The following is a 15,492-nucleotide window of genomic DNA, read 5'->3' on the forward strand; positions in this document are numbered from 1 at the left end:
CGAGAGGAGTAACGTGCAGTCACACACAAAGTCAACGACCCTTCGCTCCCGCGGAGCCATGGCCGCCGCCGTGACGGCCGCGCTGGCCGGCTCGATCCTCACCGCTCCGTCCGTTGTCTCCGCTGCCGCGCCCGAGGGACCGGGGCAGGGCAGCTGCAAGATCGCCGACGACCCGTCCTGGTCGGGCTGGAGCAACCACGAGCAGGTCGGCGAGAAGCTGGCGCAGATCGAGCGCACCAGCGGCGGCCGGGTGGACGTCGAGGTGGTCGGGAAGTCGGCGGAGGGCCGGGACCTGTACTCGGCCCGGGTCGGCACCGGTGACAAGGTGCTGCTGGTCACCAGCGCGATCCACGGCAACGAGCGGACCGGCACCGAGGCGCTGCTCAACATCCTCAAGCACCTGGGCAGCGCTGGCGACGCGCAGACGCGGAAGATCCTCAGCGAGGTCACCTTCGTCGCCATGCCGATGACCAACCCCGACGGCGGCGAGCTCAACCGGCGCATCAACGTGCAGTCCTGGGACGACACGGTCGCGGAGTTCCCGCAGCTCGCCGGTGCCCCGCGCGCCTGGTACCACCGGCTCAACGGCGACGGCATCGACCTGCCCGGCTTCGACCTGAACCGGGACTTCAACCCGGACCTCGACTACGTGCCGAACGCCGCCGACCTGCCGGGCCGCGACACCGACGCCGGGTTCTTCCTCGCCCCGGAGTCGCGGGCCACCCGTGACGTCTACGTGGGTCTGCAGGCGGAGAAGGGCGGCGTCGACGCGTACATCGACCTGCACCACATGGGGCCGTGCAACCGGATCACCGGCGGTGAGCAGGACGGCAACCTGATCAACGTCACGCTCGACTACCCGCCGCTGGGCGTGCAGGACGGCGCCAAGTACAAGGCGGAGTGGCCGGCGCTGGACCAGGACAAGTCCCGTCGTTACGCCCTCACCGTCGCCAACGGCATGCTCGAGAAGTACGGCAGCCAGTCGAAGCTCGCGGCCATCGGCCGGTACCTCCACCCGGACGCCCGGGAGTACGCGGGCCAGGGTCGCTCGGCGTTCGCCCTCAACGGCACCGGTACGGTGCTGTTCGAGGTGCGCGGCCAGCAGGACGACCTGGGCCAGAAGCAGAGCGGCATGCTGGTGCAGAGCGTGCAGACCGGCATCCAGTCGCTGATCGACGGTCTGGCCGACGGCACCGTCGACCAGGTCGAGGGTGACGACTTCTTCGACCTGCCCGACTACGGCTGGGACACCACGAACGACTGACGTTCCCTGATCGCTGGCGGCCCCCGGAGCTCCTGCTCCGGGGGCCGCTCGCATCAGCAGGTGCGAACCGGTTTCCTGTCGCCAATCCCCGGGGAGGAATCGGAACTCCTGACGTCCGGCCTTCACCGTCCGTGACACCTGCGCGATGATCGGGCGGTGAGCCCGGAGGAGTTGCATCAGGCGGCGCGTCGGTACCTGATCCAGCGGTACGACACGCTGACCGGCGCGTACGCGAAACTGCCCAATCAAGGCCGAGCAGCTGACGGCTACCACTACACCGACGATGCCCGACGCGTCTTTCCCCGGTACCGGGCCGTGGAAGCGTTCCTGGAACAGGTCGAACGGCTCGACCCCGACCGGCTCCCCGACTGGTCGAATCTCACGATCGCATTACTGCGGTCGGCCTATGACGCCCGCTCTCCGTTCACCGACGGGCAAGATCAGGTTGGGGCCGAGGTGATCCGCGACGAGCGCCGGCGGTTCGCCTCCGTCATCCGCAGTTGGAGCGCTGGCGGCGAGCCTCTGGGCTATCGTCGTGTGCTGACCGATGAGGAGTCCGCAGACTGGCGGCGACGCCTGCAGCGGCGATGGGCCCTGACGGATGTCTGGCACCCGCTGTTGCCAGACCCGGTGCCGAGCGATGTCCTGGTGCTTCAGGAGCCCTGCATGTGGGAGGAGCACGGCAGTGCACGGGTCCGGCAGGCTTTACGGGATGTGGGCACCGGACGCGTCGTCGAGCTACGAGAGTCCGGACCCGACTATTTGCTCGATCTGGATCTGGTTACCACCAGGTACAACGGCGCCGAAGGCGTATGGAGCGACGACAGCCTGACCTGGATCGCATACGCCTCCCAGAAAGGACCGTAGCGTTCGGTGGGCTGTTGTCCACCGCCCTGCCAGCAAGATGGCCAGACATCGATCAATGGCGCTGGCCTGGCTGGTAGCTCGCGCTCATCGACAGCCGGCGGCGCCCCACGCCGAGGGGCGGCGCACCCGAAAGGACGTCACCGACATGCACCCCCAGCGAAACACGTCGAACGGATTGGCCGCCTACGGTCAGACCAGGAGGGCCGGTCTCATCTCCGCGCCCAGGTTTATCCCGCCGACCACCCGGCCGCCACTGGGGTCGTAGACGTCGGTGGTGTTGTTGCGTCGCATCAGCTCCCGGGCCGGGGGCGGCAACGGGGGCGGGTCGTCCATGGCCACCCGAATCTCCCGGGCGGTCACGATCAGCCGATGGGCCAGGGCGGCGGCGTCGACGTCCGCCCGGATCCGGCCGTACTCCCAGCCGGCGGTGGTCAGGTCGAACACCTCGAACAGCCGGGCCAGCAGCGGGGTCGGATCGGTCAGCCGGACGAGCCGGGACGCCCCGGCGCCGAGCACCGTGGCCGCCGCCGCCACCTGCACGTACGGATGGAAGCCGCACGGCAGCGCGTACAGGGGCGACCGCAGCGCGGGCCCGGCCTCCTTCCACAGCGGCCGGTAGTTCCGGCGGTTGACCAGGTGCCGGCGTCCGGTGCGCTGGTGGAGGTCGGAAACCTGGGCGAGGAGGTCGGCGTGGGCCTCGTCGGCGACCTGGCCCACGATCCTGGCCGCGACGACCACGCCGTCGTCACCGTCCAGCAGCCGGGTGACCGCGTCGACCTGCTCCCCGGCCGGAACCCGCACGCCGGCGCCAAACCGCTGCTGGACGTCCCGGAACAGGGCCTCCTGTCGGCCAGGATCCTGCTGGACCTGGTTCCTACCCAGCACCCGCTGGAGCCACCGCATGTCGCCTCGTCTCCGCAGCCGTCTCAGACCCTGGCAAATGTTAGCCGAGCGTCCCGGTCCTTTCGGTGTCGGCGTGGTCCGTCCCCACCGAAGTGGGACGTGCGGCGCGGGCAAACGCCGCGACGTCGCCGATCACCGTGATGGCGGGTGGGCGGAGTCGGTGCGCGGCGGCGACGTCGGCGATGTCGTCCAGCCGGCCGGTGAGCACCCGCTGCGCGGCGGTGCCGCCGTTCTCGATGCTGGCCGCCGGGGTCGCCGCGTCCATGCCGTGGGCGAGCAGCGCGGCGGTCACCTCGGGCAGCGTCTGCACGGCCATGAGCAGCACGATCGTGGTGTTGGCGCGGGCCACTCCGGCCCAGTCGACGGTGCTGCCCGGATCGCCCGGGGGCAGGTGGGCCGAGACGACGGTGAAGCCCTGGGTCAGGCCCCGGTGGGTGACCGGCACCCCCGCCAACTCCGGTACGGAGATCGAGCTGGAGATGCCGGGTACCACCTCGACCGGGACGCCCGCCGTCTGGCAGGCCAGGACCTCCTCCATACCCCGGCCGAAGACGAAGGAGTCGCCGCCCTTGAACCGGACCACCCGGTGCCCGGCGCGGGCCTCCTCGACGAGGATCTCGTTGATCCGCTCCTGCGGGACGAACGCGCCCCGGGGCACCTTGGACACGTCGATCACCCGTACGCCGGGGCGCAGTTCGCGCAGCAGCGCGTGCGGCACCAGTCGGTCGGCGACCACGACGTCGGCCTCGGCGAGTCGGTCGAGTCCGCGCCGGGTCACCAGGTCGGGGTCGCCGGGGCCGGCGCCGACCAGGGTCACCCGCCCGATGACCGGGTCGTCCGGCAAGGTGGGAGCAGACCCGGCAGTCGGAGCGTCCGGCGGGGTGGGAGCAGTCGCGACGACCGGGGCGTCCGGCGAGGTCGGAGCGGACACGACGGCCGGGGTGGGAACAGGCACGACGGCCGGGACGTCCGGCGAGGTCGGAGCAGGCAGGGCGGTGGGGGTGACCGCGCGACGCGGCGCGGGCAGCGGCGTGCCGGTGTGGTGGCGGTGCGCGGCGGCGGCGAACCCGGCCGCCAGGTGGGGGTGACCGGCCCAGTGTACGTGCAGGTAGGAGGCGTGCACGGCGCCGTCGGGGCCGGTGACGAAGCCGTCCACCGCACCGGTGGTGGTGCCGTGGGCGACCGACGGGCGGGGCCGGAACCGCCAGGCGTGCGCCGGCTCGCCGGTCGGCTCGACCCGGGTGCGGTGGAACTCGTGCCCGGTGACCACGTCGTCGGCGTCGGTCAGCACGCTGGTGGTGACCGCGCGGGCCTCCCGGTAGCCGAGGACGAGCCGGTCGGTCATTCGGGCGGTGGCGTCCAGCACCCCGGCCATCGGCGCGCCGTCGAGTTCCCGGGTGAGGTAGAGCAGGCCGGCGCACTCGGCCACCACGGGCAGCCCGGCGGCGGCGCCGGCCGCCACCGCCGTACGCATCGGCTGGTTGGCGGAAAGGTCGGCCGCGTACACCTCGGGGAAGCCGCCGCCCAGGTAGAGCCCGGCGCAGTCGACGGGCAGCGCCTCGTCACGCAGCGGATCGACGGTGGCCAGGCGCAGTCCGGCGGCGGTGAGCAGTTCGTCGGTCTCGGCGTACCGGAAGGTGAAGGCCGCGCCGGACGCGACCGCGACGGTCGCGTCGGCGGTGAACCCGCCGAGTTCGGCGACCGGGTCCCAGGCCGGTCCGGTGAGGGCGGGCGCGCGGCGGGCGACCGCGAGCACCGCGTCGAGGTCCACCCCGGCGGCGACGTGCGCGGCGAGCGCGTCGACGGTACGGCGGGCCGCGGCGGCCCGTTCGGCGACCGGGACCAGCCCGAGGTGCCGGCTGGGCGTGTCCAGCGACGCGTCCCGGCGCAGCGCGCCGAGCACCGGCACGCCGGTGGCGACGAGGGCTTCCCGGATCTCCGCCTCGTGGGTGGCGGAGCCGACCTTGTTCAGGATCACCCCGGCGACGGTGAGTCGCTGGTCGAAGGTGGCGAAGCCGTGCACCAGGGCGGCGATGCTGCGGGAGGCGCCGGACACGTCGACGACCAGCAGCACCGGGGTACGGGTGAGCCGGGCGACGTGGGCGGTGGAGGCGAAGCCGGCGCGGCCGACGGCCCCGTCGAGCAGGCCCATCACGCCCTCGATCACCGCGACGTCGGCGGGTGCGCCCACCGTGGCGCCGTGCAGCAGGAGCGGGACGACGCGCTGTTCGCCCTGGAGGAACGGGTCGAGGTTGCGGCCCCGGCGGCCGGTGGCGAGTTCGTGGTAGCTCGGGTCGATGTAGTCGGGGCCGACCTTGTGGCCGCTGACCGTCAGCCCACGCTGCCGCAGGGCCGCCATCAGGCCGGTGGCGACGGTGGTCTTGCCCTGTCCGGAGGCCGGGGCGGCGACCAGGATCCGGGGCGGCGCGGTCACCATTCGATCCCCCGTTGGCCCTTCTGGCCCGCGTCCATCGGGTGTTTGATCTTGGTCATCTGGGTGACCAGGTCGGCGGCGTCGACCAGACGCGGGTCAGCGTCGCGGCCGGTGATGACGACGTGCTGCCGGCCGGGACGCTCCGCGAGGGTGGTCACCACGTCGTCGACGTCGACCCAGCCCCACTTCATCGGGTAGGTGAACTCGTCGAGGACGTACAGGTCGTGCTCGTCGGCGGCGATCCGGCGCTTGATCTCCGCCCAGCCCTCGGCGGCCTGCGCGGCGTGGTCGGCCTCGGTGCCCTGGGTGCGGCTCCAGCTCCACCCGGCGCCCATCTTGTACCAGGACACCGGGCCGCCCTGGCCGGTCTCCTCGTGCACCCGGCCGAGCGTGGTGAGGGCGTGCTCCTCCCCCACCGTCCACTTGGCGCTCTTGACGAACTGGAACACGGCGATCGACCAGCCCTGGTTCCACCCGCGCAAGGCCAGCCCGAACGCGGCGGTGGACTTGCCCTTCATCTCCCCGGTGTGCACGATCAGCAGCGGCCGGTTGCGCCGCTGCCGGGTAGTGAGGCCGTCCTCGGGGACGGTGACCGGTTGACCCTGTGGCATCAGGCTGCCCCGCTTCCGTGTCGGACGGCGGTGCGGGACCGCACCGCCTGGGTGAGGGTGGGCGCGGCGACGTCCTCCAGTGGCAGGTGTTCACCGGCCAGGGTCGCGGCGAGTTCGGCGGCCAGCCGCATCCGGATCCGGCCCTGCTCGCAGTCGACCACCACGGCAGGCACGCCGTCGGCGGCAAGCAGCCGGGCGCTGCGCAGGGCACGCGGCAGCGCATCCGGTCCGGCGGTGGCGCGGCCGTCGGTGACCACGACGAGCAGCGGACGCCGCCGGGGGTCCCGGATCGCCTCGACGCGCAGCACCTCACGGGCGCGCAGCAGTCCCTCGGCCAACGGGGTCCGGCCCCCGGTCGGCAGGGCCTCCAGTCGGGCCGCCGCCACGTCCACGCTGGACGTCGGCGGCAGGGTCAGTTCCGCGTCGGTGGCCCGGAAGGTGACCAAACCGACCTTGTCGCGCCGCTGGTAGGCGTCGAGCAGCAGGGACAGCACGGCCGCTTTCACCGCGCCGATCCGCTGCCGGGCCCCCATCGAGCCGGAGGCGTCCACACAGAACAGGATCAGGTTGCTCTCCCGGCCCTGGCGTACCGGCAGGCGGACGTCACCGGGCCGGACCAGGACGCCGGGGCCACGGCGGCCCCGGGCACGCTGGTGCGGGGCGGCGGCCCGCAGCGTCGCCACCAGGTGGGGTCGGCCCGTCGCGGGGCCGCTGGGGCGGACGGTGCCCACGGTCCGGCCGACCGAGGTGACGGCGGCGGAGCGACGGCCGGCGGTGCCGGCACCGGTACCGGCGACGGTCAGCAGCCGGGCCCGGTAGGGCGCGCCCGCCGGCACCGGCGTCGGGGTACCCGGCGCGGACCCGGACGGTCCGGACGGTTCCCCGGTGGACGGCTGTCCGGCCGGTGGGGTGTCCTGTCCGCCGCCGGAGGGGCCCTCGGGGCCGCCCGGGTCGTCCGGCCCACCCGGGTCGTCGGGGCCACCGGGGTCATCCGGTCCGTCGGGGTCGGTGGGGTCATCCGGGCCGGCTGGCGGCTCCGGGTCCTCCGGTGGCGGGGGTGGCTCGTCGAGGCCGGCCTCGCTGAGCGACCGCTCCAGTTCGGCCTGGTCCTGCTGGGGCGGGTCGAACGGGTTGCGGCGACGTCGGTGCGGCAGCGCCAGCCGGGCCGCGACCCGGACGTCGCCGACCTGCACGTCGGTCCGCCCGCACCAGGCCGCGTGGGCCATCGCCGTACGGGCGATGACCAGGTCGGCGCGCATCCCGTCGACCTCCGCGGCGGCGCAGAGCGCGGCGATGCGCCCGACGGTGTCGTCGTCGAGGCGGACCTTCGGCAGCAGGGCCCGCGCCTGGGCGACCCGCTCGCCGAGGGCGGCGTCGGCGTCGGCGTAGCGGGCGGCGAAAGCGTCCGGGTCGGCCTCGTAGGCCAGCCGCCGCCGCATCACCTCGGCCCGCACCTGCGGGTCCCGACTGGCGGCGACCTCGACAGTCAGGCCGAACCGGTCGAGCAGCTGCGGACGCAGTTCCCCCTCCTCGGGGTTCATCGTGCCCACCAGCACGAACCGGGCGGCGTGGGTGACCGACACGCCCTCCCGTTCCACCGTGGCGCGGCCCATCGCCGCCGCGTCGAGCAGCACGTCGACCAGGTGGTCGTGCAGCAGGTTGACCTCGTCGACGTAGAGCAGACCCCGGTGCGCGCCGGCCAGCAGGCCCGGGTCGTAGGCGGTGACGCCCTCGCTGAGGGCGCGCTCGAGGTGCAGCGCACCGAGGACCCGGTCCTCACTGGCGCCCACCGGCAACTCCACCAGCCGGGCGGGACGCACCCGCACGGTCACCGGCTCGGGGTGCGGGCCGTCCGGGCAGCGTGGGTCGACCGCCGCCGGGTCGCAGGAGAACCGGCAGCCCTCGACCACCTCGACCGGGGGCAGCAACGCGGTCAACGCCCGCACAGCGGTGGACTTCGCGGTGCCCTTCTCGCCCCGGACCAGCACCCCGCCAATCGCGGGTGAGACGGCGCAGAGACTGAGGGCCAACGCCATGTCGTCCATCCCGACGACGGCGGAGAACGGATACGACCGCACGGTCAGCACCTTTCACCTCGCACGGGTCTCCTCGCCCGCGACCGGCCAACGACCGCACCGCCGGAGGAGTCCGCCGGCAGCACGAGACGGCGGGGCGAGTGTCTGGCTTTCCGCCCGACGACCTCGCCGGACGGATCACAGTGGCGGGACCGCCCCGGATTCGCCGGCCCGTCCGAGCCGACTCACCGGTGTTCCTCACCGCGCCGTCGCCGCCGATGATGTCACATCCACCCCCGCCACGACAGGTGCCGATCATCCTCGGCTACCGTTCGACCGCGTGAGCCTCTCGACACCCGCGGACCTGGTCACCGTGGCCGGCGTCGGCGCCGACGGCTGGACCGGCCTCAGCCCGGCGGTCCGCCAAGCGGTGACCGACGCCCAGGTCGTCATCGGCGGCCGGCGCCACCTCGACCTGCTGCCCGAATCGGTCGGCGCCGAGCGGGTGCCCTGGCCGACGCCCCTACTGCCCGCCCTGCCCGGCCTGCTCGCCGCCCACGCCGGCCGGCGGATCTGCGTCCTGGCCAGCGGTGATCCGATGTGGTTCGGCATCGGCACCCACCTGGTGGGGCTGCTCGGGCCGGACCGGGTGCACGTCCTGCCGCACCCGTCGTCGATCTCCCTGGCCTGTGCCCGGCTGGGCTGGCCGGTGGAGCGGGTCACCGTGCACAGCGCGGTCGCCCGGGACCTGGACCGGGTCCGCCGCGACCTCACCCCGGGACGGCGGCTGCTGGTGCTCAGCACCGACGCGCAGACCCCCGCCGCGCTGGCCCGCCTGCTGACCGACACCGGGTACGGGCCTAGCGAACTGACCGTCCTGGCCGCCCTCGGCGCCGACCGGGAGCAGCGCACCACCGGCACCGCGCGGGGCTGGACGGCCACCCCCGGTGACCCGCTCAACGTGGTCGCCGTCCGGGTGGTCGCCGCCGACGGGACGCGGACGCTGTCCACGGTGCCGGGGCTGCCCGACGACGCGTACGACCACGACGGCGCGCTGACCAAACGGGAGGGCCGCGCGCTCGCCCTGTCCCGCCTCGCCCCCACCGGCGGCGAGCTGCTGTGGGACGTCGGCGCGGGGTGCGGCAGCATCGGCGTCGAGTGGCTGCGCGCCGACCCGACCGGGCAAGCGATCGCGGTGGAGAGCCGACCCGAGCGGGCCGCCCGGATCGCCACGAACGCCCGCGCGCTTGGCGTGCCGCAGCTCCGGATCGTCGAGGGCCGGGCCCCGGAGGCGCTGGCCGACCTGCCCACCCCGGACGCGGTCTTCGTCGGGGGTGGACTCAGCGCGCCGGGGCTGTTCGACGCCGTGTGGACCGCGCTGCGGCCCGGCGGCCGGCTGGTCGCGCACGCGGTGACCCTCGAGGGCGAGCGGGAACTCGGCGAGCGGGCCGCCCGGCTCGGCGGCGACCTGACCCGCCTCGCCGTGGAACGGGCCGAGCCGCTGGGCGGCTTCACCGGCTGGAAACCGGCCCGGCCGCTGGTGCAGTGGGCGGTGGTACGGCCGTGACCGTCTACTTCATCGGCGCCGGCCCGGGGGCCGCCGACCTGATCACCGTCCGGGGGCAGCGGATCCTGGCCCGCGCCCGGGTCTGCCTCTACGCGGGCAGCCTGGTCCCGGACGAACTGCTGGCCGTCTGCCCGCCCGGGGCACGGCTGGTCGACACCGCCGACCTGAACCTGGACGAGATCGTCGCGCAGATGATCTCGGCGCACGCCGCCGGGGAGGACGTGGCCCGGCTCTGCTCCGGTGACCCGGCCGTGTACAGCGCCGTGGCCGAGCAGGTCCGCCGGCTCGACGCGGCCGGCGTGCCGTACGAGATCGTGCCCGGCGTGCCGTCGTACGCGGCCGCGGCGGCGTCGCTGGGTCGGGAGCTGACCGTGCCGACGGTCGGTCAGACGGTGATCCTCACCCGCACCCAGGCCCGGTCCACGCCGATGCCGCCCGGAGAGGACCTCGCCGAACTCGGTCGCAGCCGGGCAACCCTGGTGCTGCACCTGGCGGTGGCCCGGACCCGGGAGCTGGCCGCCCAGCTCGCCGTGCACTACGGCGCGGACTGCCCGGTCGCGGTGGTCGCCAACGCCAGCCGCCCGGACGAGGTGATCCTGCGCGGCACCCTGGCCGACATCGCCGACCAGGTCGAACAGGCCGGAGTACGCCGGACCGCGGTGATCATCGTCGGTCAGGTGCTGGCGGCGGAGGCGTTCCCGGACAGCTACCTCTACTCCCCCGCCCGGGACCGGGCGGCGAAGCGTCGCCGGCCTGGGGCAGACTGAGCGCCGTGCGGACCATTTTGATCATCGGTATCGGCGCGGGCGACCCGGGCCAGCTCACCCTGGCGGCGGCGGAAGCCCTGGGCCGCACCGACGTCTTCTTCGTCCTGGACAAGGGCGCGGAGAAGCAGGACCTCATCGCCCTGCGGCAGGAGCTGATGCGCCGCTTCGCCCGGGACGACCACCGGGTGGTGGAGGTCCGCGACCCGGATCGGGACCGCACCGCCGAGGGGTACGTCCGGGCGGTGGACGACTGGCGGCGGGAGCGGGCCGACCTGCTGGAGGCCGCCATGGCCGAGCACCTCGCCGACGGCGGCACCGGCGCCTTCCTGGTGTGGGGGGACCCGGCCCTGTACGACAGCACCCTCGCCGTGGTCGAGGAGATCGAGGCCCGGGGGAAGGTCGACATCGACCACCTGGTCATCCCCGGGGTGAGCAGCGTGTCGACGCTGGCCGCCCGGCACCGGATCGGGCTCAACCGGGTCGGTCGGCCGTTCCTGGTGACCACCGGCCGGCGGATCGCCGACGGGCTGCCGCCGGATGTCGACGACGTCGTGGTGATGCTCGACGCGCACTGCACCTTCACCCGGCACGTCGATGCGGACCTGGACATCTACTGGGGGGCGTACCTCGGCACGGCCGACGAGATCCTGGTCGCCGGCCCGCTGGCCGAGGTGGCGCAGGAGATCGTCGAGACGCGGCGGGCGGCCCGCGAACGCAAGGGCTGGATCATGGACACCTACCTGCTGCGTCGCCGCGACACGGGCGGCTGACCGGCGGTGGCGGCCCCGGACCCGCCGGGAGTTCCCGAGCGGGTCCGGGCCGGACAAGAGCGGGTCCGGGCCGAGACGAGCGGCGCTCAGTCGGCCAGGCGGGCGGCCTCCCGGTCGCGCCACGCCGCCGCGATCCCGGTACGGCCGCTGGTCCTCAGCAGCGATCCCTGGTAGACCCGGGCCCCGACGAACACCATCGCCACCGCGGTCAGCGCGAGGATCACCAGCGACAGCACCGGTTCCCAGCCGGCCGCGTCGCCGGTGAACAGTCGCACCGGCATCGCGGTCGGCGACGACACCGGCAGGTACGACATCAGCGTCATGGCCGTCGGGTTGTCCTGGAGGAACACGACCGCGAAGAACGGCAGCATCACCACCATCTGCACCGGCGTCGACGCGCCGGCGATGTCCTCCTGCCGGCTGACCAACGCGCCGACCGCGGCCCACAGCGCCGCCAGCATCACGAACCCGACCACGAAGAACGGCAGGAACCAGCCGATGGCCGGGCCGAGTGCGGAGAGTACGGCGTTCGGCGCGCCGGCGATCGACGCCCCGACGTACGCCACGACCGCGATCAGCGCGATCTGTCCGAACGCCAGGATCGCCCCGCCGACCACCTTGCCGGCCAGCAGCACCCGGACCGGCACCGCCGCCACCAGGATCTCCACGATCCGGGTCTGTTTCTCCTCGGTGACGCTCTGGGCGATCTGCAATCCGAAGGTCAGCGACGTGATGAAGAAGACGAACGCGAACGCGTACGGGACGAGGAAGGCGAGCGTCGGGTCGACCGCGTTCGGGTCGAGCAGGTCGACGGGCGGACGTGCGCTGAGGGCGTTGACCACGTCCGACGGTGCGTCGTCCAGCGCAAGGACCCGTGGTCCGGCAACCACCGCGGCGTCGACGTCGCCGTCACGGACCAGCCGCTCGGCCGCCGCGTCGTCGGCGACCGTACGGACGTCGAGGCCGGCGTCGGCCAGTGCTGTGGCGGCCGGACCCGGCGCCACGGCCACCGACGAGCTGCCACCGTCGAACAGGCTGGGCAGGACCGTCGCGGCGCCGGCGATCAGCAGGAAGACGACCGTGCTCCAGATGAACGCCTTGTCGCGCAGTTTGACCCGGATCTCGCGGGCCGCGACGAGGCGGACGGCTTCGTAGGTGCTCAACGGACGACCTCCCGGAAGATCTCGGCCAGGGACGGGGTGACGGGACGGAACGCGCGCACCGGTCCACGGTCGAGCGCCGCGCGCAGCACCGACTGGTCGTCGGCGTCGTCGGCCAGGTCGAAGACGGCGTACGCGCCGTCGAGGTCGACCACGGTCACCCCGGGCTGGTCGCGCAGCCAGCCGGCGTCGCCGTCGACCCGGATCTCGTACCGGGGCAGGGCGTACGCCTGGCGCAGGTGCTCGCGGCTGCCGGCGGCCCGGATCGTGCCGTCGCCGATGATGACCAGGTCGTCGCAGAGCCGCTCGACCACGTCCAGTTGGTGGCTGGAGAACAGCACCGCGACACCCCGCTCGGTGTGCTCGCGCAGCACCGCCAGCACGGTGTCCACGGCCAGCGGGTCGAGACCGGAGAACGGCTCGTCCAGCACCAGCAGCTCCGGCTCGTGCGCCAGCGCGGCGGCGATCTGCGCCCGCTGCTGGTTACCCAGCGACAGTTTCTCCAGCTTGTCGCCGGCCCGCTCGGCCAGGCCGAGGCGGTCGAGGAGAGCGTCGACGGTGCGGGTGACGGCGTCCGCGTCGCGGCCGTGCAGCCGGCCCAGGTAGACCAACTGCTCGCGAACAGACATCTTCGGGTAGAGCCCGCGCTCCTCCGGCAGGTAGCCGAACCGCCGCCGGACGTCGCGGGTCAGTGGCGCACCGCCCCAGGACACCGTGCCGGAGTCGGCGGCGAGGGCGCCCAGGACGATGCGCATCGTGGTCGTCTTCCCCGCGCCGTTGGCGCCCACGAACCCGGTCAGGCGCCCCGGCGCCACGTCGAACGTGACCTCCTTGAGCACCCTCCGGTCCCCGAAGGCGCGGCTCACCGCCTCGAGACGCAAGAGCGAAGTCATGTCCACGAGGCTAGGCAGAATCGACCCCGGCGACGTCCGTCGCGCGACCGATCATGGGGGTCCACCGCACGACGGACCTCACCTCCCGGGGGTGACCACCCGGTGCTCGTACGCGTAGACGACCGCCTGCGTCCGGTCGCGCACGCCCAGCTTGGCCAGCACCCGGCTGACGTGGGTCTTCACGGTCGCCTCACCGAGGACGAGGGTGGCTGCGATCTCGGCGTTGGTGGCCCCGCCGGCCAGCAGCACCAGCACCTCGTGCTCACGCGGGGTCAGCTCGGACAGGCGTGCGGAGTCGGTACGGCGGCCCCCGGCCGTCCCGCCCGGCCGGACGAACGTCGCGATGACCCGGCGGGTGATCTCGGGGGCGAGCAGCGCGTCGCCCCGGGCCACCACCCGCACCGCGTCGACCAGTGCCTCCGGGGTGCCGTTCTTGAGCAGGAAGCCGCTGGCGCCGGCCTGGAGCGCGGCGAACAGGTAGTCGTCGCGGTCGAACGTGGTGAGGATCAGCACGGCCGGTCCGGTGCCTGCCGCGACGATCCGCCGGGTCGCCTCCAGTCCGTCGACGCCGGGCATCTCGACGTCCATCAGCACCACGTCGGGCCGCTCCCGGACAGCCAGGTCGACCGCCTGCCGACCGTCGGCGGCCTCGCCGACCACCGCGATGTCGTCCTCCGTCTCGAGGATGACCCGGAACCCGGTCCGCACCAGATGGTGGTCGTCGGCCAGCAGCACCCGGATGCCGGTCATGCCGGCACCCGTACGAGGGGGAAGCGGGCCCGTACGCGGAACCCGCCGCCGGGCCGCGAGTCGGCCTCCAGCGTGCCGTCGTGGGCGGTGACCCGCTCCCGCATGCCGATGAGGCCGAGCCCGACGCCGGCGGTGCCGTACGTCGGCGCGCCGCGCCCGTTGTCGGCCACGTCGACCTCCAGCTCGGTGGCGTGGTACCGGACCCGCACGTCGACCTCCGTGGCGCTGGCGTGCTTCAGCGTGTTGGTGATCGCCTCCTGCACGATCCGGTACGCCGCCTGCGAGAGCGACTCCGGCAGTGGCACCGGTTGACCGTACACGCCGACGCGGGCCGCCAGACCGGCGTCCCGGACGCTGGTGACGAGGTCCTCGACCCGGTCGATGCCCACGCCGCCCGGCCGCTCGTCCGGGCCGCTGGCGCGCAGCAGGTTGAGCATCCGGCGCAGCTCGTCGACGGCCGTGCGGGCGCTCTGCTCGACCGCCGCCAGGGCGGTGCGCGCCTTGTCCGGATCCTTGTCCATCACTCGTCGGGTCGCCGAGGCCTGCACCCCCATCACCGACACGTGGTGGGCCACCACGTCGTGCAGCTCACGCGCGATGCGTACCCGCTCGCCCATGACCGCGACCTGCGCGGCGTCGGCCTGCGACCGGCGCAGCTCCTCGGCCTGGACCTCCAGCTCGTGCCGCCGGCGGGCCGCCGTCCACGCGGTGTCGCCGAAGAGGTAGGCGAAGCCGAAGAAGAACACGTTGACCAGCACGCCGTTGACCAGGGACGCGAGTAGCGGCTCCAGCGGACCGTTCGCCTCGGCGAACGCGTCCGGCGGGAGATCCGCCACCGCCAGCACGAGGGCGAGGGCGAGCCAGCCGAACATCGCGGCGATGATGCCGATCCGCACCCGGCGGGCCCGGATCCGGTCGGCGCTCCAGGCGCCGACCGTGTAGAGGGCCGCATAGAGCGCGCCGTGGGAGACCTGCTGCTCGGGCGACTGGCGGAACTGGGCCGCGATGAACGCCGCGGAGATCACGATCGCCACGGCGGCCGGCCAGCGCCGGCGCACGACCAGCGGCACCGTGCAGGCCAGCGTCCAGAACACCTGCTCCGGCCAGGCCGGCGGCGGACCGAGGACGAACGCGCCCGCGCTGTTGGCCAGCGTGAGGTTGAGCAGCGCCACCGCCGCCACGGCCGCGCCGACCAGGACGTCGTCGCGCCGCTGTCGTGGCGACGGACCGGGCCGCAGCCACGGCGTCGGTTCCACCTTCATGGCCGCGACGATGGCACACCGGGCCAACCGAGGGCGAACGGCTGTGGTGCCGGACGCCCACGGTGACCCGGCATCTCGCCCATGCGGCACGAAAGCTCCCGCCCGGCCGGGGACCGGCGGCCGCCCCGGTCCGGCCACAGCGGCGATCCGTCCGGCGTCCGGTCGATGTTCGCGCAGCGTGTTCCCCCTCACGTCTGGGTGGCTGGCCTGCCGGTATGCGGACATCGCG

Annotated in this window: 13 protein-coding genes and 1 pseudogene; 5 read left to right on the forward strand and 9 right to left on the reverse strand. The window is 73.7% G+C overall.

Annotation, left to right across the window (positions count from 1 at the left end; genetic code table 11):
• Window positions 1-58: 58 nt before the first annotated feature.
• Both GA0074692_RS10035 and GA0074692_RS10040 read left to right on the forward strand, forming a co-directional pair.
• The gene (locus GA0074692_RS10035) at window positions 59-1,264 is read left to right on the forward strand and encodes a M14 family zinc carboxypeptidase (RefSeq protein WP_091642258.1); all 1,206 of its coding nucleotides are present in this window, start codon (window positions 59-61) and stop codon (window positions 1,262-1,264) included.
• Between the two features lie 156 nt (window positions 1,265-1,420).
• The gene (locus GA0074692_RS10040; protein ID WP_091642261.1) at window positions 1,421-2,131 is read left to right on the forward strand and encodes a hypothetical protein; all 711 of its coding nucleotides are present in this window, start codon (window positions 1,421-1,423) and stop codon (window positions 2,129-2,131) included.
• 189 nt (window positions 2,132-2,320) lie between these two features.
• On the opposite strand, the gene GA0074692_RS10045 is transcribed toward GA0074692_RS10040, so the two are convergent.
• The 5 genes and pseudogenes from GA0074692_RS10045 to GA0074692_RS10060 form a co-directional block, all read right to left on the reverse strand.
• Window positions 2,321-3,034 (reverse strand): hypothetical protein, encoded by a 714-nt coding sequence (locus GA0074692_RS10045; protein WP_091642264.1) that lies wholly within the window; start codon window positions 3,032-3,034, stop codon window positions 2,321-2,323.
• 40 nt (window positions 3,035-3,074) lie between these two features.
• On the reverse strand, window positions 3,075-3,989 hold the full coding sequence (cobA, locus tag GA0074692_RS35870; protein ID WP_245730655.1) for a uroporphyrinogen-III C-methyltransferase: 915 nt from the start codon (window positions 3,987-3,989) through the stop codon (window positions 3,075-3,077).
• Between the two features lie 90 nt (window positions 3,990-4,079).
• Window positions 4,080-5,471, reverse strand: a pseudogene (locus GA0074692_RS35875) (cobyrinic acid a,c-diamide synthase CobB); the annotation flags it as partial.
• Window positions 5,465-6,079, reverse strand: a complete 615-nt coding sequence (cobO, locus tag GA0074692_RS10055; protein WP_091642270.1) for a cob(I)yrinic acid a,c-diamide adenosyltransferase — start codon at window positions 6,077-6,079, stop codon at window positions 5,465-5,467. The pseudogene GA0074692_RS35875 and the gene cobO, both read right to left, overlap by 7 nt.
• A complete protein-coding gene (locus GA0074692_RS10060) occupies window positions 6,079-8,124 on the reverse strand; it encodes a magnesium chelatase subunit D family protein (protein WP_091653163.1) in 2,046 nt (681 codons plus the stop codon). Before GA0074692_RS10060 ends, cobO begins: the two co-directional genes overlap by 1 nt.
• A 310-nt stretch (window positions 8,125-8,434) precedes the next feature.
• On the opposite strand from GA0074692_RS10060, the gene cbiE reads away from it, so the two are divergent.
• Genes cbiE through cobF form a run of 3 tightly spaced genes read left to right on the forward strand, consistent with a single transcriptional unit; the run spans window position 8,435 to window position 11,198 of the window.
• Window positions 8,435-9,661 carry a precorrin-6y C5,15-methyltransferase (decarboxylating) subunit CbiE gene (gene cbiE, locus GA0074692_RS10065; protein WP_091642273.1) on the forward strand — a complete coding sequence of 409 codons (1,227 nt, stop codon included), beginning with the start codon at window positions 8,435-8,437 and terminating at the stop codon, window positions 9,659-9,661.
• Window positions 9,658-10,428: a precorrin-4 C(11)-methyltransferase gene (gene cobM, locus GA0074692_RS10070; protein WP_091653167.1), complete on the forward strand. Its 771-nt coding sequence runs from the start codon at window positions 9,658-9,660 to the stop codon at window positions 10,426-10,428. The genes cbiE and cobM overlap by 4 nt, the downstream gene beginning before the upstream one ends.
• A gap of 5 nt (window positions 10,429-10,433) precedes the next feature.
• Window positions 10,434-11,198: a precorrin-6A synthase (deacetylating) gene (gene cobF / locus GA0074692_RS10075; RefSeq protein WP_091642278.1), complete on the forward strand. Its 765-nt coding sequence runs from the start codon at window positions 10,434-10,436 to the stop codon at window positions 11,196-11,198.
• A gap of 86 nt (window positions 11,199-11,284) precedes the next feature.
• Here the strand turns inward: cobF and GA0074692_RS10080 are convergent, their stop codons facing one another.
• The 4 genes from GA0074692_RS10080 to GA0074692_RS10095 form a co-directional block, all read right to left on the reverse strand.
• Window positions 11,285-12,361: an ABC transporter permease gene (locus GA0074692_RS10080; RefSeq protein WP_091642282.1), complete on the reverse strand. Its 1,077-nt coding sequence runs from the start codon at window positions 12,359-12,361 to the stop codon at window positions 11,285-11,287.
• Window positions 12,358-13,251 (reverse strand): ABC transporter ATP-binding protein, encoded by an 894-nt coding sequence (locus GA0074692_RS10085; protein ID WP_091653170.1) that lies wholly within the window; start codon window positions 13,249-13,251, stop codon window positions 12,358-12,360. Before GA0074692_RS10085 ends, GA0074692_RS10080 begins: the two co-directional genes overlap by 4 nt.
• A 78-nt stretch (window positions 13,252-13,329) precedes the next feature.
• Complete coding sequence (locus tag GA0074692_RS10090; RefSeq protein WP_091642285.1) at window positions 13,330-14,001, reverse strand: response regulator; 672 nt, start codon at window positions 13,999-14,001, stop codon at window positions 13,330-13,332.
• Window positions 13,998-15,263, reverse strand: coding sequence for a sensor histidine kinase (locus GA0074692_RS10095; protein WP_091642288.1), 1,266 nt, complete (start codon window positions 15,261-15,263; stop codon window positions 13,998-14,000). The genes GA0074692_RS10090 and GA0074692_RS10095 overlap by 4 nt, the downstream gene beginning before the upstream one ends.
• Window positions 15,264-15,492 lie beyond the last annotated feature (229 nt).

Source organism: Micromonospora pallida, from assembly GCF_900090325.1.
GTDB lineage: Bacteria > Actinomycetota > Actinomycetes > Mycobacteriales > Micromonosporaceae > Micromonospora > Micromonospora pallida.

Coding starts and splice junctions, on each gene's coding strand:
- GA0074692_RS10090 (WP_091642285.1), bottom strand. CDS start 14,001: ATGACCGGCATCCGGGTGCTGCTGGCCGACGACCACCATCTGGTGCGG.
- GA0074692_RS10095 (WP_091642288.1), bottom strand. CDS start 15,263: ATGAAGGTGGAACCGACGCCGTGGCTGCGGCCCGGTCCGTCGCCACGA.
- GA0074692_RS10060 (WP_091653163.1), bottom strand. CDS start 8,124: ATGGACGACATGGCGTTGGCCCTCAGTCTCTGCGCCGTCTCACCCGCG.
- GA0074692_RS10085 (WP_091653170.1), bottom strand. CDS start 13,251: ATGACTTCGCTCTTGCGTCTCGAGGCGGTGAGCCGCGCCTTCGGGGAC.
- GA0074692_RS10035 (WP_091642258.1), top strand. CDS start 59: ATGGCCGCCGCCGTGACGGCCGCGCTGGCCGGCTCGATCCTCACCGCT.
- cobO (WP_091642270.1), bottom strand. CDS start 6,079: ATGCCACAGGGTCAACCGGTCACCGTCCCCGAGGACGGCCTCACTACC.
- GA0074692_RS10045 (WP_091642264.1), bottom strand. CDS start 3,034: ATGCGGTGGCTCCAGCGGGTGCTGGGTAGGAACCAGGTCCAGCAGGAT.